The sequence below is a fragment of the Edaphovirga cremea genome (genome assembly GCF_003332275.1).
GTDB lineage: Bacteria > Pseudomonadota > Gammaproteobacteria > Enterobacterales > Enterobacteriaceae > Edaphovirga > Edaphovirga cremea.
In genome coordinates this window covers 237,525-257,534 of sequence record NZ_QOVA01000001.1, presented here as the reverse complement: position 1 = coordinate 257,534, position 20,010 = coordinate 237,525, and the positions used below count along the sequence as shown (strand labels likewise).

18 protein-coding genes and 1 pseudogene are annotated in these 20,010 nt (G+C 52.8%); 7 read left to right on the top strand and 12 right to left on the bottom strand.

Annotated features, from left to right (window positions below; translation table 11 throughout):
• Positions 1 to 115: 115 nt before the first annotated feature.
• A complete protein-coding gene (locus DRI82_RS01170; protein ID WP_114191672.1) occupies positions 116 to 1,105 on the bottom strand; it encodes a LysR substrate-binding domain-containing protein in 990 nt (329 codons plus the stop codon).
• Between the two features lie 331 nt (positions 1,106 to 1,436).
• On the opposite strand from DRI82_RS01170, the gene DRI82_RS01165 reads away from it, so the two are divergent.
• Genes DRI82_RS01165 through DRI82_RS01135 form a run of 7 tightly spaced genes read left to right on the top strand, consistent with a single transcriptional unit; the run spans position 1,437 to position 6,984 of the window.
• Positions 1,437 to 2,207 carry a 2-keto-4-pentenoate hydratase gene (locus DRI82_RS01165; protein ID WP_114191997.1) on the top strand — a complete coding sequence of 257 codons (771 nt, stop codon included), beginning with the start codon at positions 1,437 to 1,439 and terminating at the stop codon, positions 2,205 to 2,207.
• On the top strand, positions 2,204 to 3,151 hold the full coding sequence (locus tag DRI82_RS01160) for an acetaldehyde dehydrogenase (acetylating) (protein WP_114191671.1): 948 nt from the start codon (positions 2,204 to 2,206) through the stop codon (positions 3,149 to 3,151). The genes DRI82_RS01165 and DRI82_RS01160 overlap by 4 nt, the downstream gene beginning before the upstream one ends.
• The gene (gene dmpG / locus DRI82_RS01155) at positions 3,148 to 4,185 is read left to right on the top strand and encodes a 4-hydroxy-2-oxovalerate aldolase (protein WP_211317625.1); all 1,038 of its coding nucleotides are present in this window, start codon (positions 3,148 to 3,150) and stop codon (positions 4,183 to 4,185) included. The genes DRI82_RS01160 and dmpG overlap by 4 nt, the downstream gene beginning before the upstream one ends.
• Positions 4,182 to 4,964 carry a 2-keto-4-pentenoate hydratase gene (locus DRI82_RS01150; protein WP_114191669.1) on the top strand — a complete coding sequence of 261 codons (783 nt, stop codon included), beginning with the start codon at positions 4,182 to 4,184 and terminating at the stop codon, positions 4,962 to 4,964. Before dmpG ends, DRI82_RS01150 begins: the two co-directional genes overlap by 4 nt.
• Positions 4,961 to 5,380 carry a RidA family protein gene (locus DRI82_RS01145; RefSeq protein ID WP_114191668.1) on the top strand — a complete coding sequence of 140 codons (420 nt, stop codon included), beginning with the start codon at positions 4,961 to 4,963 and terminating at the stop codon, positions 5,378 to 5,380. The genes DRI82_RS01150 and DRI82_RS01145 overlap by 4 nt, the downstream gene beginning before the upstream one ends.
• Positions 5,381 to 5,419: 39 nt before the next feature.
• Positions 5,420 to 5,989, top strand: coding sequence for a 3-hydroxyanthranilate 3,4-dioxygenase (locus DRI82_RS01140; protein ID WP_114191667.1), 570 nt, complete (start codon positions 5,420 to 5,422; stop codon positions 5,987 to 5,989).
• On the top strand, positions 5,989 to 6,984 hold the full coding sequence (locus tag DRI82_RS01135) for an amidohydrolase family protein (RefSeq protein ID WP_114191666.1): 996 nt from the start codon (positions 5,989 to 5,991) through the stop codon (positions 6,982 to 6,984). The genes DRI82_RS01140 and DRI82_RS01135 overlap by 1 nt, the downstream gene beginning before the upstream one ends.
• A 124-nt stretch (positions 6,985 to 7,108) precedes the next feature.
• Here the strand turns inward: DRI82_RS01135 and DRI82_RS01130 are convergent, their stop codons facing one another.
• The 11 genes and pseudogenes from DRI82_RS01130 to tssF all read right to left on the bottom strand — a co-directional run bounded on the left by DRI82_RS01130 (position 7,109) and on the right by tssF (position 19,890).
• Entirely contained in the window at positions 7,109 to 8,230 is a 1,122-nt protein-coding gene (locus DRI82_RS01130; protein WP_114191665.1) for a ribosomal protein uL16 3-hydroxylase, read from the bottom strand.
• 350 nt (positions 8,231 to 8,580) lie between these two features.
• A complete protein-coding gene (locus tag DRI82_RS01125; RefSeq protein ID WP_114191664.1) occupies positions 8,581 to 9,288 on the bottom strand; it encodes an RraA family protein in 708 nt (235 codons plus the stop codon).
• Positions 9,289 to 9,491: 203 nt separating this feature from the next.
• Positions 9,492 to 10,853 (bottom strand): VasL domain-containing protein, encoded by a 1,362-nt coding sequence (locus DRI82_RS01120; RefSeq protein ID WP_114191663.1) that lies wholly within the window; start codon positions 10,851 to 10,853, stop codon positions 9,492 to 9,494.
• 34 nt (positions 10,854 to 10,887) lie between these two features.
• Positions 10,888 to 11,337, bottom strand: coding sequence for a type VI secretion system baseplate subunit TssE (gene tssE, locus DRI82_RS01115; protein WP_114191662.1), 450 nt, complete (start codon positions 11,335 to 11,337; stop codon positions 10,888 to 10,890).
• Positions 11,338 to 12,300: 963 nt separating this feature from the next.
• Positions 12,301 to 12,423: pseudogene (locus DRI82_RS24640) on the bottom strand (DUF2345 domain-containing protein); the annotation flags it as partial.
• A 104-nt stretch (positions 12,424 to 12,527) separates the two neighbouring features.
• On the bottom strand, positions 12,528 to 12,926 hold the full coding sequence (locus DRI82_RS23720; protein WP_157967987.1) for a hypothetical protein: 399 nt from the start codon (positions 12,924 to 12,926) through the stop codon (positions 12,528 to 12,530).
• Positions 12,919 to 13,908, bottom strand: coding sequence for a DUF6402 family protein (locus tag DRI82_RS01095; RefSeq protein WP_114191659.1), 990 nt, complete (start codon positions 13,906 to 13,908; stop codon positions 12,919 to 12,921). Before DRI82_RS01095 ends, DRI82_RS23720 begins: the two co-directional genes overlap by 8 nt.
• A 4-nt stretch (positions 13,909 to 13,912) precedes the next feature.
• Complete coding sequence (locus DRI82_RS01090; RefSeq protein ID WP_114191658.1) at positions 13,913 to 16,375, bottom strand: type VI secretion system Vgr family protein; 2,463 nt, start codon at positions 16,373 to 16,375, stop codon at positions 13,913 to 13,915.
• A gap of 4 nt (positions 16,376 to 16,379) precedes the next feature.
• A complete protein-coding gene (gene tssJ / locus DRI82_RS01085) occupies positions 16,380 to 16,904 on the bottom strand; it encodes a type VI secretion system lipoprotein TssJ (RefSeq protein ID WP_114191657.1) in 525 nt (174 codons plus the stop codon).
• 170 nt (positions 16,905 to 17,074) lie between these two features.
• Entirely contained in the window at positions 17,075 to 18,157 is a 1,083-nt protein-coding gene (tssG, locus tag DRI82_RS01080; RefSeq protein ID WP_114191656.1) for a type VI secretion system baseplate subunit TssG, read from the bottom strand.
• Entirely contained in the window at positions 18,121 to 19,890 is a 1,770-nt protein-coding gene (gene tssF, locus DRI82_RS01075) for a type VI secretion system baseplate subunit TssF (RefSeq protein ID WP_114191655.1), read from the bottom strand. The genes tssG and tssF overlap by 37 nt, the downstream gene beginning before the upstream one ends.
• Between the last annotated feature and the right edge of the window lie 120 nt (positions 19,891 to 20,010).

The following is a 20,010-nucleotide window of genomic DNA, read 5'->3' as shown; positions in this document are numbered from 1 at the left end:
GAAACCGTCCACTTGCGTCTGTAATGCAACGCCGTTGAGGGGTCCTCCGGCCAGGTATCGTCAGGCAGTGTAAGGAGCCGTTGAAATAAGTTGAAAATGAATAAAGGGGGCTTTGCTATTCTGTTTGGTTATAGCCAGGCAGTTCCTCGTCTTCCTGAACAGCCAGTTTGAGGCATTCAATCATCTGCCTGCCCGCCGGTGTCAATGGCTTATCCTGCCGGATGGAAAAACCCACCTCGGCGGGCGGCCCTACATCGCCGAGTGGCAGCCGCGTCAGCAGGCCCGCTGCAATAAAGCGCCGTGCCGCAGCGGTAGGCATCATCCCAAGGAATGAGGAGTCCACCAGCAGATTAACGTTGGTCAGAAGCGACAGTGATTCCACGATATTTTCCGGTGTCGGCAGTCCTGTCTCTTTAAAAAACTGATCGGCCACCCGCCGCGCCGGGGAGTCGAGCGGCGGCAGGATCCACGGCCACTCAGCCAGGTGCTGGAGGTTGATATCCTCCCTGTCGACCAGGGGATGGTGACCGCCGGATACCACGCAGAGGCTATTGCGGTACAGCGCCCTATGGCTCAACGCCATTTTGCCGGTCACGGGGGCATCTGGCTCCGGCAAACGGCCCACCACCAGATCCAGCTCGCCGCTGGCCAGCGCGGGAAACAGGTAATCCTGTGGCCCTTCCCGCACTGTGACCAGGATTTTAGGTGCCCGTTCCTTCAGCAGCAGGATAGCCCGCGGCAGCAGGCGGGCGCTGGCGGAAATCTGCGTTCCGACCACCACATGACCAATGACGCCCCCTTTGAAGGTGTTCAGTTCATCGGTCAGATAGCGCAGTTCGGCAATCACCGATTTAACCCGCTCCCCCAACAACACACCGCAATCGGTCGGGGTCACACCGCGGTTATTGCGATCGAACAGCACCGTATCGAGTTGCTGCTCCAGTTCGCGAATCGCTTTGGTCACCGCAGGCTGGGTCAGATTCATCTCGCGGGCAGCGTGGGCAATTGACTGATTGCGCAATACCCGATCAAAAATCAGCAGGGGGCGCAGCTTGAGCCGGTTCAGGATCATGTCGCTGACGGTAAAAGGGGATCGTTCACTCATTGTCGTTTACTCCTATTGGCAAGCAGGACAACGCGGATCGCTCGTGGACTATGGCATAACTTTAAGGAATAGCAAAAGCCCCTTTATTCATTTTCGCTTATTACCAGCCTCGCTAGACTCACGATATACCCAACATTACTGGTATTGCAGACCGGGGGAAAAATGAACGGATCCCGCCGCGTTTTCCGGATCATTACCAACACCACCTGCGCCACGTAATAACCAGTAAGCAGGGAATGCATTCCACGGTCACCCACAGTGAACCGGGGCACACAAACAGGAGAGCCATGTGACAAATCCTCTGAAGCCTGAATACCTCGAAGCCGCCAGAATGCTCAGAAAGGCTGCCAGCAGCGGCCTGCCCTGCAAGCCGGTCCGCGATCTGATTGGTATGAACGATATTGATGCCGCCTATGCCGTACAGCGTTTGAACCACGACAGTCAGCACGCGGCGGGTCGCCGCATGGTCGGCAGCAAAATCGGCCTGACTTCGCCAGCGGTACAGCGTCAATTGGGCGTAAGCCAGCCGGATTTTGGTCGTCTGTTCGCCGACATGGCGCTCTGCGACGGTGAAGAAATAGCCGCAGGCCGTCTGATACAGCCAAAAGTTGAAGCCGAGATCGTCCTGGTGCTTGAGCACGATCTCCCGCATGAGAAACATACCCTTGCCGATCTGATCCGCGCTACAGCCTATCTGCTGCCTGCTATCGAAATCGTCGATAGCCGCATCGCGGGCTGGGATATTTCGCTGGCAGACACCATTGCCGATAACGCCTCCTGCGGTCTGTTCGTTTTGGGTAACCGCCCGGTGCAGTTGAAAGATGTTGATCTGCTCGGTTGCGGCATGGTGGTGGAACGTGCAGGTGAGCCGGTGTCGGTCGGTGCGGGTGCGGCCTGCCTCGGCAATCCGCTGCACGCCGCGCTGTGGCTGGCGGATACGCTGGCGCAGCGCGGTGATGCACTGCGCGCTGGCGATATTATTCTCACTGGCGCACTGGGACCGATGGTCACCGCCAGCGCAGGCGATGTATTTACCGCCCGTATTGAAGGAATGGGTCACGTCAGCGCCCGTTTCGCACAGGCTGCTGGAGGATCCCAATGAGCAACGCAACACAGATTTCAGCCGCGATTATCGGTTCAGGCAACATCGGTACCGACCTGATGATCAAGATTTTGCGCCACGGCCAACGCCTGAAAATAGCGGCCATGGTCGGTATTGATCCCGCCTCTGACGGTCTCGCCCGTGCCAATCGGCTTGGCGTGGCGACGACGCATGAGGGCATTGACGGTTTGCTCGCCCTGCCCGGCTTCAGCGAGATCAAAGTGGTCTTCGACGCCACCTCCGCGGGTGCGCACGCTCACCATAATCAGCTACTGCAACAGCACGGGGTGCGGGTTATCGATCTGACCCCGGCGGCTATCGGCCCCTACGTGGTGCCGGTCGTCAATCTTGAAACTCAAGGCGATGCACCGAACCTGAATATGGTTACCTGTGGCGGGCAGGCCACTATCCCGATGGTGGCTGCCGTCGCCCGTGTCACCGACGTTTTCTACGCGGAGATTGTCGCCTCGATTTCCAGCCGCTCGGCAGGGCCAGGCACCCGCGCCAATATTGATGAATTTACCGAGACCACGTCACAGGCGCTGCAAACGGTGGGCGGTGCAAGACGCGGCAAGGCAATCATTATTCTCAACCCGGCCGAGCCGCCGTTGATGATGCGCGATACGGTATTTTGCCTGACGCCTCCCAGCGATCGACAGGCTATTGCTGAGGCGGTTGCTGCCATGGTGGCGAAAGTGCAGGAATACGTGCCCGGTTATCGGCTGAAGCAAGATGTGCAGTTTGAAGCTATTTCCCCGGCCGATGCCCATCTCTATCCGGATCTGGGATCGGAAGGCGGCCTGAAAGTCTCAATTTTCCTTGAGGTCGAAGGTGCTGCTCACTATCTCCCGGCCTACGCCGGTAATCTCGACATTATGACGTCAGCGGCATTGGCCTGTGGTGAACACATCGCTACCCGTTTGCTGCAAGGTCAGGGAGCATAAAGATGAAAAAACTGTATATCTCCGACGTGACCCTGCGTGATGGTTCCCACGCCGTCCGCCATCGCTATTCTCTGCCACAGGTGCGACAGATCGCCACCGCGCTGGACCGCGCCGGGGTGGATTCTATCGAAGTCGCGCACGGTGACGGGCTGTCTGGTTCCAGCTTTAATTACGGCTTCGGCGCACACAGCGACGTAGAGTGGATCGCCGCCGCTGCGGAGTCGGTCAGCAATGCCAGAATAGCCACGCTGCTGCTGCCGGGTATCGGCACAGTACATGATTTACGCAATGCCTATGATGCTGGCGCTCGGGTGGTACGTATCGCAACCCACTGTACCGAAGCAGATATTTCACGCCAGCACATCACCTATGCCCGCGAACTGGGGATGGATACCGTCGGTTTCCTGATGATGTCCCACATGGCCGAGCCGGTGAAACTGGCACAGCAGGCCAAGCTGATGGAGTCCTATGGTGCCACGTGTATCTATGTGGTCGACTCCGGTGGCGCCATGCTGATGCAGGATATCCGCGATCGCTTCCGCGCCCTGCGCGAGGTGCTTGATGAGAACACGGAAATTGGCATGCACGCTCACCATAATCTGGCGCTCGGCGTTGCCAACTCAATCGTCGCAGTGGAAGAAGGCTGTCAGCGGATCGATGCATCTCTGGCGGGTATGGGGGCTGGCGCAGGCAACGCACCGCTTGAGGTATTTATTGCCACCGCAGAACGCCTGGGCTGGAACCACGGTTGTGACCTGCTCCAACTGATGGATGCGGCAGATGACCTGGTGCGCCCGCTACAGGATCGTCCGGTACGCGTCGATCGCGAAAGTTTGTCGCTGGGCTACGCCGGGGTTTATTCCAGTTTTCTGCGCCACGCCGAGAAAGCCGCAGCACAGTATCAGTTGAAAGCCGCCGATATTTTACTGGAGGTTGGCCGTCGCCGCATGGTTGGGGGTCAGGAAGATATGATTGTTGATGTCGCTCTGGATCTGCTGACGCAGCGAAACGGGCAACAGGAGAAAACCGCATGAGCAATGTAATTGATCTGACCGCACTGGCAACCCAACTGGATGAAGCCACCCTGCGTCATGAAGCGGCTACACAACTGACCGGGCAGGTTGCGCTGGATCTTGCCACCGCCTACCGCGTGCAGGCTGAAGGGATCCGGTTGCGCGAGCAGCGCGGCGAACGGCGTGTCGGCCTGAAGCTGGGCTTTACCAGCCGTGCCAAAATGCAGCAGATGGGCGTTGACCACCTGATTTGGGGGGAACTGACCGATGCGATGCAGATTGAAGAAGGCGGTTCACTGGATCTCAGCGGGTTGATCCATCCACGCGTTGAACCTGAACTGTGCTTTATCACCCGTAAAGAGATCAACGGCCCGCTATCTCTGGCCGAAGCGGGTCTGGTGCTCGAGGGGATCGCGCCAGCGCTGGAGATTATTGACTCCCGCTACCGTGATTTCCGCTTCACCCTTGAGGACGTGGTTGCTGACAACTGCTCATCAGCCAAATTCGTCATTGGTGCGCTGCGCAGCCCTCAACAGGCCATCGATAATCTGGGTGTCGTGATGAACTTCAATGGTCGCCCGGTACAGGTTGGCAGCAGTGCTGCGATCCTCGGGCATCCGCTGCGGGCATTGGTACAGATAGCCAGCCTGCTGCATCAGCAGGAACGCGTACTGCCCGCTGGCTCGGTGATTCTGGCTGGTGCAGCCACCGCAGCCGAGGCGTTGCGCCCGGGGCTGCACGTCAGCGTCGATATCTCCGGTTTTGGTCGGACGACTTTCCATACCGGAGGTGCGCGATGAGCGGACAGGCCCTGGTCGTAGAAGGGAAAGCGACCCCACGCGGACGCTTTCCGCACGTAAAACGTGCCGGTGATTTTCTGTTTGTCTCCGGCACCAGTTCGCGACTGCCAGACAACAGCATTGCCGGTGCGCAAGTGGATGCCATGGGCGCAACCCGCCTGGACATTGACGTGCAGACCCGCGCAGTGCTCGACAATATTCGCGATATCCTGCGCAGCGTCGATGCCGATCTGAGTGATGTTGTTGAGATCAGTGCATTTCTCGTCAATATGAACGATTTTGCCGGTTATAACGCGGTGTACGCCGAGTATTTTGACTACGACGGCCCCACCCGAACCACAGTAGCGGTACATCAACTACCGCATCCACATTTGTTAATTGAAATAAAGGCCATTGCCTATAAACCACGTAAATAAGCTGTTCGTTTCCTCTGCCCTATAAATTGGAGAATAACAATGTCTGACTTTAAATATGGATATCCGCTCAACTTCAAGAAATGGCTGGACAATAACGCAAGTCTTCTTAAGCCACCGGTGAATAATCAGCAGATCTGGCAGGACAGCGACTTTATGGTCACCGTGGTTGGCGGGCCCAATCAGCGCACCGACTTTCATGACGATCCGGTAGAAGAGTTTTTCTATCAACTTAAGGGTAACGCCTATCTGAACATTTGGGATCGTGGGCGTTATGATCGTATCGATCTGCAAGAAGGGGATATTTTCCTGATGGCACCGCATGTCATCCATTCTCCACAACGGCCTGAAGAGGGTAGCCTCTGCCTGGTGATTGAGCGGGTGCGGCCAAAGGGTGAAGATGATGCGTTGCAGTGGTCGTGTGCTTCTTGCGGCACACTCATCAAGCGCTACGAAATGGCGCTGCAAAGCATCGTGAAGGATCTCCCTCCGGTATATGAGCAATTTTATGCCACCTCTGACGAAGAACGCCGCTGCAGTAAGTGCGGTGATATTCATCCGGGCCGCGACTGGCAAGCCTGGCATCGCACACTGAAGGCGACAAAAAACTAATGAAAATAGATATCCACTCGCATTTTTTCCCCCGCATCAGCCAGGAGGAAGCCGCAAGGTTGGATGCCAGGCGTGCTCCCTGGTTGGCGACCCACGGACGTGAAGGGCAGATCATGCTTGATGATAAGCCGTTCCGGCCAGTATACGACGCGCTGTGGGATGCCGAACGCCGCATGGAATATCTGGATGAGCAGCAGATCGATGTTCAGATCATGTGCGCCACGCCAGTGATGTTTGCCTATGACATCGCCATCGAGCGCGCCCTGCCCTGGGCGCAACTGATGAACGATCGGGCGCTGGAAATGGCATCCATCAATCCACAACGGCTGAAGGTGCTTGCGCAGGTGCCACTGCAGGATAGCGATGCCGCCTGCCGTGAAGCCAGCAGGGCTAAAGAGTGCGGCCATGTAGGCGTGCAGATAGGCAATCACGTAGGTGCGAAGGATCTGGATCATGAGTCTTTGATTGCTTTTCTGACCCACTGTGCCAACGAGGATATTCCGGTGCTGGTGCATCCTTGGGATATGATGGGCGGTACGGAGCGGATGAAGAAGTGGATGTTGCCCTGGCTGGTAGCGATGCCTGCCGAGACCCAGTTGGCAATTCTTTCGCTGATTCTGTCCGGTGCTTTCGAGCGACTGCCGCGCAACCTGAAGCTGTGCTTTGCCCACGGCGGCGGCAGTTTCGCCTATCTGATGGGCCGGGTCGATAACGCCTGGGAACAGCGCGATATCGTGCGGGAAGACTGCCCACAGAAGCCTTCAAGCTATCTGGATCGTTTCTACGTCGACTCTGCGGTATTTGATCCCTTGGCGTTGCAGCTACTGGTCGATACCATGGGTGCAGAACGGGTGATGCTGGGTTCGGACGCGCCCTTCCCACTGGGTGAGCAGGAGGTCGGCAATCTGGTCAGCCACTCTGCCCTGCCGGAGGAAAGCAAACGTCAGATTCTGGGCACGAATGCCCATTCGTTTTTCGCCCTGCCGCAAGTCTGAGCGAACTCTTTCACTTAACATGATGGCAGTAACAAACCGGGCCCAGTTTTAAGCTGGGCCCGGTTTTTTTGTGCGATAACTTCTCAGCCATATAAACTGATTTTTAACGTCAAGAACCCATCTATTATTCGTCGAAGAACCAGTAGCCCTGATTAATCAGCCCGGTTAACTCAACAACGAAAGCCGGATTGTGCAGCGCCTCACCCAGCTCTTTTTTGCCGATAATAGTGTAACGGCACAGAGCGTCGACTGCTTCAGGAGCCACCGTTTCCAGACATTCGCTGTTGATGAAAAAGCTGTCGCCGACGTGCAAAACCCGCAGCCCGCTCAGGCGCGTCAAGACTTCACCGTCCATCAGGGCGTCGACAATCTCATCTGGTTCGTAGGGCGGTTGCGCCGGGGCGATATCCAGTTCGTGACGCGGCGTTGTCGCGAAGCGACCAAACCACTGTGTAAAACCTTCCGGCTGATTAATCATATCGATCATCATCCCGCGCAAGCGGTCGAGCTCGTAATCTTCAACCCGGCCCGGATGTTCCCGGCACGTTAAATCAGGATCGCTGTAGTGTTCGCCGCCGAGATCGTTTTCCAACGCATAGTCAGCGAAGCTGCTGATTAAGTCCCTGCCGTTGGGTCCACGGAAACCAACCGAGTAGTTGAGCGCAGTTTCATGGGTGAAACCATCGTGCGGGAAGCCCGGCGGAATATACAAAATATCGCCCGGTTCGAGATCTTCATCAATAATCGGCGTGAAAGGCTCAACGTGCAGCAATGCCGGATGCGGGCAAAACTGCCTCAGAGGCAATTTGTCACCAACGCGCCAACGGCGGCTGCCCATCCCCTGGATGATAAAGACATCGTACTGATCGATATGTGGCCCTACCCCGCCGCCCGGAACGGAAAAGGAGATCATCAGGTCATCTAAACGCCAGTCCGGCAACGCGCGAAACGGACGCACCAGTTCGGCAGACGGGGCATGCCAGTGGTTGACAGCCTGGGCCAGCAGCGACCAACCTGTTTCACCCAGATTATCAAAATGCTCAAACGGCCCATGGCTCGCCTGCCACTGACCATTTGCATGGCTGACCAGGCGGCTGTCTACTTCCGGTTCCATTGCCAGGCCAGCCAGTTCGTCCGGCGTAATGGGATCAACGAAATTCGGGAAGGCATTCTTTAATACAACAGGTTGTTTTTGCCAATATTTTTCTAAAAACTCGGGCCAATTGAGATTAAGTTGATAAGCCATACTTTCACACCAGTGAGAAGACAAACGGGCCTGATTATAAAGAGGTGAATGCCCGAGCCGCCTTGTCGTGGGTCAAGACTGTGTATTTAGCCCAGCAAAAATGAATACCTTGCGGCGGAAGAAGTCACCGATCGGGCAATATTGGATTTTGAGGGTGAAGCGAGGAAGCAGAGCAAAAACGTGCAGCGCCAGAGTCAATTTCGACAGTTACGGCAGAGATCCGAGCCCTTGCCTGCAACTATGGATTAAAAGAAACCGGCGCTGACAGTGTCAACGGCACTTAAGGTATGTCAGGACTCTATCCAGCATATTTCGTTTTCTTAATTCAAGGGGATGTCATCGTTAAAGGCTCACTCTTCAATTGCACCTCTGATTGAGCGCAAATGCTGTCTGAAGGTGAGATTTTTATCTGATTTTTGGGCTACCAGATACTCATCAAAATGAACCTGCTTTCTAAACGTGGTGCCAAGTTTCATGCGTGCTGCTTGATAGCGTTCGGTATCACGGATACTGGTTGCCATCTCTGCGACGGAACCAGCCTGATCCAGAGGGATAAATAATACCCCATCGTCGTCTCCCAACACGAAATCTTCTGCGGTGACAATATGCTGACCAATCTTCGCGCTCAAGAGTGCGCAAGAGTCAACGGGGTCAAGGCGTTGTGGCCCGGTGGAAAAAGCGCCAAGACTGAACAGCGGTAAACGAATGCTGCGAAGTTCACTCGTATCCCGATGCAGACCCCAAATCACGATGCCGGATAAGCCTGCAAGACGGGTTTCAAGTGTGATTAGATCACCAATGCATGCTTCATCAAGTCTGCCCCCGTTATCGACCACTAAAACATCTCCCTGTTCTGCACGATCAATCGCTTCCAGAAATACATCAACACTGCCGTAGTGTTTCACAGGATTGACTCGACCAACCAGATGAGTACCAGCCCAGACTGGACGAGTATTCACGGGAGCACAACGAACCGGAATGCCGAGGCGTATACACGCATCAGCCACATGTGGCGTCGTAAGATCAAGGTAGGTACGCTGGAGGTGAACTGCTTCCATATTATTTCTCCTCAGATAAAGCCGAATGGCTGAAATTTCGTCGTTCCTGGAGGAAGAGATTACGCCAGATCGTCATTTTACGACATATTGCTTTTGTAAATGATGGATGGGCCGAATTCCTTAACCAATGCATCCACAAAGCTTTGCAATTTGGCAGTGGGTCTTCGACTGGTGGGATAGAGAAGATGCATTGGTCGGATATTCTATTTTTTGCCGTAGTTTGTTCTGATCATCATGTAGCTGTTCACCAGTTGCCGGAGCTGAAGGTCTGTCTGGTTAAGGAGGGCCTGAGGCAAGGGCTGATCGGATGGGTGACTTTGCAATTGTCGTATCAATTCTTCAGCCGGGACGCTGTCATTGAGCGATTTTGATATTGTGAAAACAGCAGTTTTGAGCTCGCTGACTGTCAGGTACTTGCCCTTTTTCTCATCCAGTTGGTTTAGCCTTTCCTGGAGTTTCTGTAATTCAGTGACTCCCTGATGCCATCCACCCTTGCTTGCTTCAGGCAATGAATTTGCGAGCATCATCGACCGCCAGCTATTCAAGGCGTTATTCGCCAGTTCTGAACCGGGATAGAGATGCCTGGTTTGCTCAACTAGTTGGCTGCCATACTGTAGCGGCCAGTACGGTGGGAGCTTGCTGAGTTCTTCCAGACGTTCATTCAGTTCCCTACCATATATATCGTTTTGCTGAAGCCACGCGGGGTCACGCTGATGAAGCTGGACAGTAACCGGAACAGGTAAAGTGGTTGGTAGCACTGAGACTGAAGACATCAGTGCTTTTTCTTCGGGATGACTTAGCAATTCAGGGACAACCTTAAAGCCGAGCATGCCGAATACAGTTGCGGTCAACAAGCCGCTGAGAAAAGCCCTGGCCGGAGTGATACGCTTCGGGGATTCCGTTTTAATGTCGACATCAACGGTGGGTTGAGAATGCACGACATATACCCAACGTGAGCCGCCTTCTTCAGGTGCTGGATTCACGACATGGACGGGCAAGCTGACAGCAGAAGATTGATTCTCAGCATTGGTCGCAGGTGCATCACTATTTTCAAGTCTGACCATGCTGTTTTGCAGCATTTGACGAAGAGTGTCGGTACCGGCGGCGTTGTGAAGCTCCAGGCGTTGTAGGGCTTCCCCTGTAGTTGTCAGTAATCTTTCACTTTGGTACAGGGCCACAAGATCCGCTCGCTGGAGCGTCAGCGTCCGGAATACCTGCTGAAGACGTTTGCTCAGACTGCTGATTATCTCAATTCTAGCGTGTGCCGATGTAGGCCACATTGCTGACCACTGGTAACGGATAAGCGCATCCAGAATAGCCAGACCTTCATTGAACCCATAAATACCCGCCAACTGCGTTCTGGCAAGTGTGTACCATGCAGCCGTCTGTAGGTCGACGCCGTTGCTGTCAAAAATATTCAGGGCTAATTTCTCGACATAACGCCAGTTGACGTCTGGCCGAGCCGGATGGGAAAGCTTGCCGAGTTCATCACGTAGTGCCGAGTAATATGGTATTGTGCGGGGATCGCTCCCCGTTTTCAGGTGGCGTTCGTATGCAGGGGACATGTGATATCCGTTTTGAATGTGGATTGTTTGGGGATTAAATAAACTGGCTCTTTTCCAGGTAATTTTGCTGTTTCAAATACCTGAGCATCACTTTACCCTCTGGCATAAATTCTGTGCCGTAGCGGATCAGGCCAACCCCTTTCAGTTCGGCATCGATGGCATAACGCAACTCGCCAGGAACATCCTGTTCAAGAAGAGTGACATCCAGCGACTGCAAACGCGGTTCGTAACGCAACAATACACCGGCAAGGATGTCTCTCAATTCATGAGCGGTCCCAGGCATGCCTTGCAGAATTTTAGTCATGTCGGGTATTCCGTAATCAGGCAAATGAGATAGTGTACCGGCGCGTGAATTCAGGACTCGCTGGATATTATCCAGTACAGATAAAATTACCTGTTCTTCTTCATTAACGGCTTCAAGGGGTAAGTCACCCGTGAAGTTTCCAGTGAGAATTTCATACAGTGAGGGGGGTTTTCTGTTCATATAGTAAATATATTTAATGGGGGATTCTAATTTGTAAGGGTTAATACATAATTAACCTATGTAAATCTGACAGCGACATCGAGTGGATATAACTTATTGATATTTTTTTGAAATCCATACTAATAATATAACGAACGAAACAAAGCTAGCAATCGATATCGACAAGATACGAAAATGATAGGTTTCCATATATAAGTAAAACGGATAATAAGTAACAACAATCAAAGGTATTCCGCCCAGAAACCCTGAAATAAATTTATTAACATAATAATTTCCACCAGTATAAGAACTTGCAAATAGAAAAACATAAGTAGATAGTGCAGAAAATAAAAATAGCACCGAGCGTAAAGGTAATTTATTGTTCCAAAATTCATACCAAAGATAGCACACAAGAAAAATCGACATCATAACTCCGGTCTTCATTCTAAGGAATGGGGTTAAAAAAATGCAACCCACATTAGAATAAAAGAATAGAAAATGAAAATATTTGTAGTGTAATACACTTTATGTGGAGTGCGGAAGATCATTACAAACATTTCCAGGAACAGAGATAGCGTTCGGTATAATACACCACAGAAAAAACCAATAATAAGTTTATTTGTTATTGAGGTGGATTTATCTGTTCCAAATAGCATACCTACTAAACTCCTCATTTGATATTGGTACTCCTAAAGAGATGGCTGGTATATCATTCTCCTTCTCCACCACATTAACAGCCGGATATGAACCATTTCCACCCTGAAGATTGTTTTTCCAGTCACCCTCCCCTTTTGGAGGGAATGACAGAGGGAAACGTCTACAAGAGAATTTGAGCATCGTCATCCTATGAAAGCACTCTGTATGCATCTGCGGCATATTTTTCATTATTTACATATAGTAACTTACGTTCGATGTTGTGTTCTTTATCATCTTTTTTTGGTGTCATTTTCCCTTTTCCATCTTTAGTTATAATTAAGTACGAGTGAGCGGTTTCAACCGTTGCTCAAACATTTGTATCTGGCTGTCGATATCCGCCTTCAGCACACGGGTCTGCTCTGCCGCCATTTCAAGCTACTGGTTAAGCTGGTCGATTTTCTTCAGCGCCGCACCATATCCAGCATCTCGCCCTATGCCTCGTTACTGTATCTGTGGCGAACTTGATATGCTCCTCACCGCGCAGATCCCTCATCAGAGCGAAGCTAATTTTCTTTTCATGATTGTTGTGAAGCTCCGCATTCACGGAAAGTCCATCCAGAAAGAGCATGGTCGGATGGATATAAAAAATCAATGCCAGACCATCCAGGTGCAACTAAATCAGAGAACTGATACTCCCAGAAATACCAAGCGGAACTTCTCAATTCTTCACCGGATTTATTATAAACAACAAAAAAAGATTGATTGGAGAACAGACGCAAAACTCGTCCAATTCCTCCATAAGGTTTGTAGTTAGGGATGTACGAAACAAAATAACAAGACTTATAAACATTCCATACTTTTTCGCTTGGCTTTGCATTTTTATAGGCCAGAATCTTTATTGCAAAAAGAGTGAGCGATACTAAAACACACACTAGCAAGAAAAAATTCATTATTAATTTTATTGAATTATACATTCCTGTTACTCCTTGCCGCATACTCGTCTAAATCTACCCCACTCAAATGAATGACTATATCCACAGGTATTTTTTTCACTGTAGAATATACAAAAAAATCCCCAGTTGTATTGCGACCTTCTCCCTTGCATTTCTCTCTATACTGTATAAATGATCCACTCGTAACTCTATAATAATCTTTGCCATCTTGACTTATCTTATTTTTTTCAAATAATTCACTTATGATACCTGGTTTAAACACATTATCCCACCCCCAGTAACCAAGCGGTTGATCATCACCATCATTCATGAACTCATAAGTATCTCTGACATACAACCCGATCTCACTTATCTCCATTTTGAAAAAACCTATCTTATCTTTTGTTATTATCATATTTAAAAATGCAATCTTAATTATAAATGAACCCAATGCTCCATACACATCATCCAATTCATCAGCCGCCTTTTCCCACAACATACTTCCTATTGGAAAATAATTGAACTGACTTGTTTTATCAAGTTCAATCGCAGATAATTTGCTAAAATCCAAGACATTGCTCTTGATAACTTTGTTCTTTAAATCAATAAGACCCAATTGCTCCAATCTACTGATCAAAGCAATTAACCCATTCGACAATTGCTTGGTTAGACCCTCAACCCTTCCAAGGTAACAATTATATTCACGCACATGGGATATGTTCCGCACTACTTCATCGATAACGGGGCCAACCCTATTGGATGCTGTGTAAAGCCACTCAAAGGATAGATCGTCGAGTATGTGTTGCTTATCTATTTCATGCATATCAACTTTATTTGATTTTTCTTTTTTACTCATCTCGTAAAATGGATCATAGAACCATTTCCGCATAAAGCGAGCTGACTCAATCCAACCTTTTTTTTCCATCACACCAGGAATGTCTGTTATTTTGAAAATCTTAATCGGAACTTTTTGTTGGCTTTCACTCTTATCGGTTAGCATTGACTTTATTTTCACATCAGCCATAAGGTTACCCTATAAATAATGACTCTTGCTTTAAAATACTTAATTCGACTTCTGTCTCCTCCGAGTGACTAACAAAACTGGTGAGACCATTATCGCATGAACAGCCTTTGGAAACAGATCCCGTAAGCAATGTTAATACATACTCAATTCCTGATATTGGTTGAAGGGTTCTGTCATCAACCAGGATAAAACTCCGTCGGAAAATATCGTTAGGCCCAGGCAAAAATGGGAGATCCGGTGGCTGCGAGTTACTTCCCGCCGCCATCGTCCGCTTCACCTTCCGCATATACGTCCCGGTCGTGCCATATTCCACCTTCCCCGGCTCCAGCTTCAGATAACTGCCACCGCCAATCAGGGTGATACGTTTCTTACCGGCAAAGGAGATATCGCCTTCCGAAGTAAGTGTCAGTTTCTTCTCCGCAAACAGCCGCAAATTACCGTTCTGCGCCTGCATGTCTATCGGCCCTTCACCGGCTTTCAGACTCAGTTGCCCCGTTCGGGCAAATAGCCCCAGCTTCTCCCCGGCAAGGGCTGTCATATTGCCCATCACGCCGGTGCTGATATCGTCCCCGGCATTGATGGCAACATTCTTCGTTGCCGCCATTTGCAAATGCTCGCCGCTGGTGAACGCCATTCCCTGTGGTGCTGAGAAAAGTACAACCTCATTAAGCGGTTTCAGCCGTTGCTCAAACATCTGTATCTGGCTGTCGATATCCGCCTTCAGTGCCTGGGCCTGCTCTGCGGCCACTTCAAGCTGCTGAAGCTGATGTTGCAGTTGGCTGATTTCTTTCAGGGCGGCGTCCATATCCAGAACATCACCCTGCGCTTTTGCCTGCCCGTCAGCACTGATAAACAACCCTTTCCCGGCGCGTATCGTGCCCCGTTCATCGGTGCGCAACTCTGCACCAGTGCCACGGGGTTTACCCTGTGTATCCACCAGGTGACCGATGTTCAGTTGGGTTTTACCGTATTCCGTGGCGAGCTTGATATGCTCCTCCCCGCGTTTGTCCTCCATCCGCAATTTGTTGTTTGCAGGGGTTCTGAGGATATTGCGGCTGCGGTTGTCGCGGTTTACGTGATCAGGGTGTGCTGAGTCATGCAGCGTATGGGCGATATACGGCAGGTCGATATCGCCGTTGCTGTAGGCAATCGCCACCTCCGTGCCGTCGATAAGCGGCGTATGCCAGCCGTAGGTTTCACCAGAGTAAGGTTTGGCCTGGCGCAGCCATAGGTACGCATAACCCTGCTCTGCCCCTTCCCGGTCAAAGTCCAGCTTCACCCGGTAGCGGCCCGTTTCATCCAGCCAGGCGTAAATGTCGTTTCTCTTCCGGCTTTCGATTCTGGCCGGGAGTGTGCCGTGGATTTCCGGGCGCGCAATTTCCACCGGACGGAAGCTATAGCGTTCGCTGTACGGCATGCCCCACACGGACACATGCAGACGGGAATCACGCGAGGCCCGGAAGGTGGCAAGCGTAATAATGACGCCCTCTTTCAGCGCCGAAATGACATTCCCTTGAGGCTCCAACACCTGACCCGGCGTGAGGTGTGACGCGTTACTGAAAAGATGAATGCGGGCAGATTTATTCAGTTCGCGCTCGTGGTGGATACGCGCGTAAAACGCCCCGCTTTCCGTTTCCGGCTCCGGGTCGGTGTCATCACCGGCTTCCCGATAAGGGGTGGCATAGCGGTAATATTCGCCGGTGGTCACGGCATCGCTGCGCAGGCTGACCATTGCATCCAGCGGGGTGGTGGCGGTGCGGTAGTTATAGTCCCGCGTTGCGGTACTGCCCGTCACAACGTTGTGCCAGGTGCGCACGCCCCAGACCGATTCTGCCGCGCCATCGTACAGACCGGACGGCTCGCTGTAAGGCAAGCGTATATCAAACTGATAGTTAAGCTGGCTGTCAGCAAATATCACCACGTCCAGTTCCCGGGCGCTGTCCATCTCTGTGCGCCAGTAAATCCCCACCTCAGAGAGCAATCGCTGAATAAATTGCAAATCCGTTTCACGCCACTGGGTGATCAGTTCACGCTGCGGGTAGGTACGCTCCAGACGAAATTCGAAATCAGCGCCTTCCAGCTCGTGTGACCGCAGTACCTGCTCCACAACTTCCGTTACCGACTGGTTCTGGTACACAGCGCACTGCCGGCTGTGCGACAACAGCGCCAGGCGGGAACTCAGCGTGACGCGGTAATGTGACTGATCAGCAGACGTGGAGAGCCACTCCAGCCGGGTGAGAATACCGTGAACCATCTTGCCGTTGCGCATCCGCAGGCTGGCATACTTCATCAGCACCTGCTCAGGGGCAATGTTTGACTGCGGTGTGGTGAATTCGATGTCCCAGCTAAACGGCTCGCTTAAGGCTTCACGCCCGCGAAAGCGCAAAACATCAGGCCGGACCGGGCTGTCATTAATATCCAGTACGTAGCGGATCTGTCCGTCGAAAAGTTGTAACCCGTTATCCATCACCTTACTCCTTTTCCGGCACAAGGCTCAGCCAGCCGTCGCCCAGTTCAATGGTGCGCGGTTTGTCCGGGTCGAGATCGTCGCGGCTCAGCACCAGACGCCAGCGGTTGTCCTTCAGGTCCGGACGGTTAAACAGCCCCACCACAGCCACGAATTGTGCATTTTCATCCATCGGGATATTGAGCGTCACGCTGCCTTTGGGCATCACCAGTAGGGATTTCGATGCCAGCAGGTCATCTTTCAGTACCGCGTCGGCGGTGCGTAGCAGCGTCTGGTAATCGGCTGAATCCACACTCTTGCGGTCTTTAAGCTGGTACACGCGGACCATGGTCGCCAGCGGGGTCTGTTCGCCGTCAGCGTTGATAGCCGTGCGGGGAGAAAAATCCAGATGCAGCGTTTTGATCTTTTTATAGAAGATGGATGTCGTCATGCTTACCGCACCGTCCGTGACGGTCTGGGTCAGACCGCAGCCTGCAAGCAGGCAGCAGGCAATGAGCATCAGCGCCCGCCACCGGGTTAATGTTGCCATTCAGGAGTTCCTTAAATCCCCTTCATACTTCAGATTGCAGATGCGTTGGCTGTACTCACGCGCCCCGGTCACATAGTTTGCTATGCTCCCGGGGACGTGTTCGCTTGCCGCCTTCCTGCAATCCGAATTATTTTGGGGATTGTGAGTGATTATTCAAAATGGATGAGTGATTATTCAAAGCGGTAATGGCCGTCTTCGGCTGGAGCTAATGACGAGAATTGCAGCCCTTCGTAGCAGCCCAGACTGACGGTCAACGTTTCCCGTTTATTGCTGAGTTTGCCCTCTTTCAGCCCGAGCAGGGCGGTGCGTCCGAGCTGGATACGTCGGCCTTTGCCCAGGCGAGGCTCAGGCAGCAGTCGCACCGGCACGGTAAGCCTCAGCCGCGCATCGCTGCGATACCCCAGATAGACACGCATCAGCACCAGCAGGTCGGTATGCAGATGACCGCCAGGTAACCAGCCAGCGGCCTCTTCGGGGTTTTCTGTGGTCAGCGTAACCAGTACCCGACTGCATGCCTCTTTCCCGGTTTTACCCAGTGTCGCCCGTTGCGACAGCCGGATGCGGTTCCCGGCCCCCAGCCCGCTGCGGTTTTCTATATGCGCGTTGACCGGGTCGGGTTCGGTGATGATGGCCCGGGTATCCGGAGCCAGCAGACTGACCAGAGCGCGGATCCCTTCGGCGTTTCGGGTGGGTAAACGCATGGTGCCGAGCAGTGCCAGAAAGCGCGATACCGGTGTTGCCACCTGTTCTGTCGTGCCCGGAATGCCCAGACCCACCAGCCCCAGCAGACACTGTGATGTGGCGTCACACCCTCCGGCCTCAAAGGTAGCCGGATAGGCATATTTACGCCAGATACGGTAATACTGGGTGGTAATACGGTGGCTAAAGATATCCAGAAAGGAGGTGACCGCCTCATGCCCTTCCCGGCACTGTGCAATGTCGTCCAGATACATGCCCGGGAGCGGCGAATCAACGCCGTACATGCCCAGAAAGGTGGTCCGCACGGTAGGAGGAAGGTCGGGATGGTCTTTATCCGTCTCAACGGTTTTCAGCGTACTGACTGGAAACCCCATCCCCGGCCACGGTCTGAATCGTACTGGATCAGTTCCCGGATGGCTGGTTGCGCCCAGTTTTGGCAAACCCGGGATTTCCTGTTCCAGTAATTGACAAAAGCGGTAAAAGTTGGCCCGCCAGATGTCCTTGTTGAGGGCCAGCGTCAGCCCGGTACGTGCTGACTGTGGTTCTCGCGCCATCTCAGTCGTTTCCCTGTCGGTTGCAATACCAGTGTGAGCTGGTTAAAGAGGTGAATATCCGCATACAGCCCGAAGAAGCGATGCAACATCTCACCGAACAGATTCACATCGCCCTCGCCTGCGAAGTTATCCATATTTAGCGTGACCTCGATATCCACACCCCGCAGCATAAATCCCTGCTCAAATCGGCGGATAAGTCGGTGCTTCACCGCGACAATCGCGTCAAGGCGTCGGCGGTTCATCTCATCATCGGTCCAGTCATACAGCGCCAGGGTTCCCCGCAGCACTTCCGGGTTGTCCATCATGCTGAGGAAGTTAGAGCCAAGATGACTCATTACCCGCCAGTGAAAACGGTCGTTCGCGGGTGGATACAGTGGCAGGGTCGGTGCTGACACGTTCAGCACTCTGACCGGCACTTTGCCCGCTTTCACGACTCGATCCAGCAGGGTGCTTTCCAGTGCCTTACGCGGAAGCTGGCCGTTGGTACCGGTGATACGCATCGAGAGCGATTCGGGTTTCTCCGCCAACTGATCCAGTTCGAAAGAGCGCCCGCCGAGGATCAACCAGGTGTCATACAGGCCGGAAGCACCGCGCTTCACCCGGGTATGGTAATAACGCTCAGGGGCATCGTGACGCATCATGCCGCCACGGTGGCGGAAGCTGGTAAAGGGTACATAAGGATGTTTGCCGTGTTTCACCGCGCCATGGATGCTGTCCACGCTGTAAATCTCGGTATGGCCGTCCTGGAGGCGTAATGGTCGCAGCAAATATTCATTGTCCAGCGGGTTGAGCGTCAGCGGGTCGGCCTCAAGCGTAAAGAGGTTAATAACTGGCGCACAGTGCAGACGGAAGTTTTCAGTTTCAAAGGGCAGATCGGATGGCCAGGCCTCAGTCAGGACAATGTCGATTTCAAACCAGTTGCTGGTCGGATTGAGCCCGATGGTCTCCAGCCCGTGCAGTTCAACAAACATAAACTTCGGCCGGAAGCTGAAGTATTCCAGCAGCAGTTGATAACCGCTGAAGGCGGAGTCACCTTTCGGCCACAGCCCATCACCGTCATCAAAGCCCATAGGGTGGCACCAGCCCTCAAATTTCCGGCGTTCGGTATGTGTACCAGCATGGCGGGTATACATGGCATGTACGCGGCGCGTCATCGCCAGATGCAGCGCAGAACTGACCGGGTTTTCGGCATTGAGATAAATGCCGACTTTATCGATCCCGGCTTCGATCCAGTCCACTTTTTCTGTACATTCAAAACGCAGACGGATAGCGGAGCGGCCATCGGTTTCGGTATGCAGGCGGGCATCCGCCAGATGCAGCGGCTGAAGCGGCACATTTCGGGTGGTCCGGTACTGGCAGGCAGTTTTATGCGGCCCTACCTGGCGGGACAGCACCGAGAAGCCCTCCGGCAATAATTCCGCCTGTCGAAGGCTACGCCAGTCGGGGGAAAACTGCACTATCGCCAGCGACGGAATGGTACGCATGTAATGCGGCCACAGCAGGCTAACCAGCCCTTCCGTCAGTTCTGGCAGGTCATCATCGAGTTTTTCACGCAGGCGTCCCATCAGGAAGGCAAAACCTTCAAACAGACGCTCTACGTACGGATCACGTGCGCCTGGTTTATCCAGGTTGAGCATTGCCGCCCGATCCGGGTGGGCGCGGGAAAATTCTTTACCGGCCTCGCGCAGGTAGCGCATTTCAGCCTCGTAGTAGCGCAGGGTTAAATCATCCATGCAGGGATATCCTGGAGTTGTATACCCTGAATAATTGGAGTTGCATCAAGGCGGCAAGGGAGTGCATCCCGTTGAGCTTACTGGAGTAAGTGATTCGGGGAAGCGAGCGCAGCCAACACA

Excerpts from the sequence above, each read along its gene's own strand:
- DRI82_RS01125 (WP_114191664.1), bottom strand. The coding sequence starts at position 9,288 with ATGGAAGCAGTTCACCTCCAGCGTACCTACCTTGATCTTACGACGCCA.
- DRI82_RS01140 (WP_114191667.1), top strand. The coding sequence starts at position 5,420 with ATGTCTGACTTTAAATATGGATATCCGCTCAACTTCAAGAAATGGCTG.
- DRI82_RS01150 (WP_114191669.1), top strand. The coding sequence starts at position 4,182 with ATGAGCAATGTAATTGATCTGACCGCACTGGCAACCCAACTGGATGAA.
- DRI82_RS01120 (WP_114191663.1), bottom strand. The coding sequence starts at position 10,853 with ATGTCCCCTGCATACGAACGCCACCTGAAAACGGGGAGCGATCCCCGC.
- tssG (WP_114191656.1), bottom strand. The coding sequence starts at position 18,157 with ATGGCGCGAGAACCACAGTCAGCACGTACCGGGCTGACGCTGGCCCTC.
- DRI82_RS01145 (WP_114191668.1), top strand. The coding sequence starts at position 4,961 with ATGAGCGGACAGGCCCTGGTCGTAGAAGGGAAAGCGACCCCACGCGGA.
- tssJ (WP_114191657.1), bottom strand. The coding sequence starts at position 16,904 with ATGGCAACATTAACCCGGTGGCGGGCGCTGATGCTCATTGCCTGCTGC.
- DRI82_RS23720 (WP_157967987.1), bottom strand. The coding sequence starts at position 12,926 with ATGTATAATTCAATAAAATTAATAATGAATTTTTTCTTGCTAGTGTGT.
- DRI82_RS01090 (WP_114191658.1), bottom strand. The coding sequence starts at position 16,375 with ATGGATAACGGGTTACAACTTTTCGACGGACAGATCCGCTACGTACTG.
- DRI82_RS01095 (WP_114191659.1), bottom strand. The coding sequence starts at position 13,908 with ATGGCTGATGTGAAAATAAAGTCAATGCTAACCGATAAGAGTGAAAGC.
- DRI82_RS01165 (WP_114191997.1), top strand. The coding sequence starts at position 1,437 with ATGCTCAGAAAGGCTGCCAGCAGCGGCCTGCCCTGCAAGCCGGTCCGC.
- DRI82_RS01160 (WP_114191671.1), top strand. The coding sequence starts at position 2,204 with ATGAGCAACGCAACACAGATTTCAGCCGCGATTATCGGTTCAGGCAAC.
- tssE (WP_114191662.1), bottom strand. The coding sequence starts at position 11,337 with ATGAACAGAAAACCCCCCTCACTGTATGAAATTCTCACTGGAAACTTC.
- DRI82_RS01130 (WP_114191665.1), bottom strand. The coding sequence starts at position 8,230 with ATGGCTTATCAACTTAATCTCAATTGGCCCGAGTTTTTAGAAAAATAT.
- DRI82_RS01170 (WP_114191672.1), bottom strand. The coding sequence starts at position 1,105 with ATGAGTGAACGATCCCCTTTTACCGTCAGCGACATGATCCTGAACCGG.
- DRI82_RS01135 (WP_114191666.1), top strand. The coding sequence starts at position 5,989 with ATGAAAATAGATATCCACTCGCATTTTTTCCCCCGCATCAGCCAGGAG.
- tssF (WP_114191655.1), bottom strand. The coding sequence starts at position 19,890 with ATGGATGATTTAACCCTGCGCTACTACGAGGCTGAAATGCGCTACCTG.